Raw genomic sequence first — 1862 nt, forward strand, 5'->3', positions numbered from 1 at the left:
GGCCACCGAGGGGCGCGGCTGGAACCACTTCGGGTCGGGCTGGGCCTGCTCGTTGGGGTCGTTGGGGTTCTTCTTGGGCAGGTTGTAGTTCTGGCCCAGGAGGCTGGACCCGATCTCCTTGCCGTCGGACTTCACGACCGAGCCGTTGGCCTTGTCGGCGAACGCGACCTGGCTGATCCCGGTGACCAGCAACGGGTAGGCGATACCCAGGATCACGGTCAGTACCAGCAGCATCCGCACGGCGGTGGCGTAGGTGCGTACCGCGGCGGGCAGGGGCTTGGACATTGTCTTTCTCCTCCTTCCGCCGGTCAGCTCAGGCCGGGGATGAACTGGACGATCAGGTCGATCGCCTTGATTCCGATGAACGGCACGATGAGGCCGCCGATTCCGTACACCCCGATGTTCCGGGCCAGCAGCGAACTGGCGTTGGCCGGGCGGTACTTGACACCGCGCAGGGCGAGCGGGATGAGCCCGATGATGACCAGCGCGTTGAAGATGATCGCCGAGGTGATCGCCGAGGTCGGGCTGTGCAGGCCCATGATGTTGAGCGTCTTCAGACCGGGGTACACGCTAGCGAACATCGCGGGGATGATCGCGAAGTACTTGGCGACGTCGTTGGCGATCGAGAAGGTGGTGAGCGCACCGCGGGTGATCAGCAGCTGCTTGCCGATCTCCACGATCTCGATCAGCTTGGTGGGGTTGGAGTCCAGGTCCACCATGTTGCCGGCCTCCTTGGCCGCCATGGTGCCGGTGTTCATCGCCACGCCCACGTCGGCCTGGGCCAGCGCCGGTGCGTCGTTGGTGCCGTCACCGGTCATCGCGACCAGCTTGCCGCCCTCCTGCTCCTTCTTGATCAGGGCCATCTTGTCCTCGGGGGTGGCCTCGGCGAGGAAGTCGTCCACACCGGCCTCGTCCGCGATCGCCTTGGCGGTCAGCGGGTTGTCACCCGTGATCATGATGGTCTTGATGCCCATCCGGCGCAGCTCGTCGAACCGCTCGCGCATGCCCTCCTTGACCACGTCCTTGAGGTAGATCACACCCAGGACGCGGGCCGGCGCTTCGGCGATCTTCGTCGCGACGACCAGCGGCGTGCCGCCGGCCGCGGAGATGCCGTCGACCAGCTGGGCGACGTCGTTGCCAACCGAACCGCCGTTCTCGGTGACCCAGTTGGCCACCGAGCCGGCCGCGCCCTTGCGCACCTGGTGCAGGCCGTCGGCCTCCTCCAGATCCACACCCGACATCCGGGTCTGGGCGGTGAACGGCACCCAGGTGGCGTGCGTCAACTCGCCCTGCTCGCGGGCCCGCAGACCGTAGTCCGTCTTGGCCAGCACCACGATCGAGCGGCCCTCGGGGGTCTCGTCGGCGAGGCTGGACAGCTGGGCGGCGTCGGCCAGTTCGTCCTTGGACACGCCCTCGGCGGGCAGGAACTCGGCGGCCTGGCGGTTGCCCAGGGTGATGGTGCCGGTCTTGTCCAGCAGCAGGGTGTTGACGTCACCGGCGGCCTCGACCGCGCGGCCCGACATCGCCAGCACATTGCGCTGCACCAGGCGGTCCATGCCGGCGATGCCGATCGCCGAGAGCAGCGCGCCGATGGTGGTCGGGATCAGCGCCACGATCAGCGCGACCAGCACGATCATCGACTGCGGCGCACCCGCGTACTGCGCCATCGGCTGCAGGGTGACCACGGCGACCAGGAAGACGATGGTCAGCGAGGCCAGCAGGATGTTGAGCGCGATCTCGTTCGGGGTCTTCTGCCGGGCCGCGCCCTCGACCAGGGCGATCATCCGGTCGATGAACGACTTGCCGGGCTCGGTGGCGATCTTCACCACGATCTTGTCGGAGAGCACCTTGGTGCCACCGGT

At 67.4% G+C, this 1862-nt stretch carries 2 protein-coding genes; both read right to left on the reverse strand.

Annotation, left to right across the window (positions count from 1 at the left end; genetic code table 11):
* Positions 1-285: potassium-transporting ATPase subunit C (locus P3T35_RS40260; protein ID WP_280709869.1), on the reverse strand; the 285-nt coding region annotated here is incomplete at its 3' end.
* Between the two features lie 23 nt (positions 286-308).
* Positions 309-1862, reverse strand: a 1554-nt coding sequence (gene kdpB / locus P3T35_RS40265) for a potassium-transporting ATPase subunit KdpB (protein WP_280709871.1), incomplete at its 5' end; no start/stop codon positions are given.

It is taken from the genome of Kitasatospora sp. GP30 (assembly GCF_029892145.1).
Lineage (GTDB): Bacteria > Actinomycetota > Actinomycetes > Streptomycetales > Streptomycetaceae > Kitasatospora > Kitasatospora acidiphila.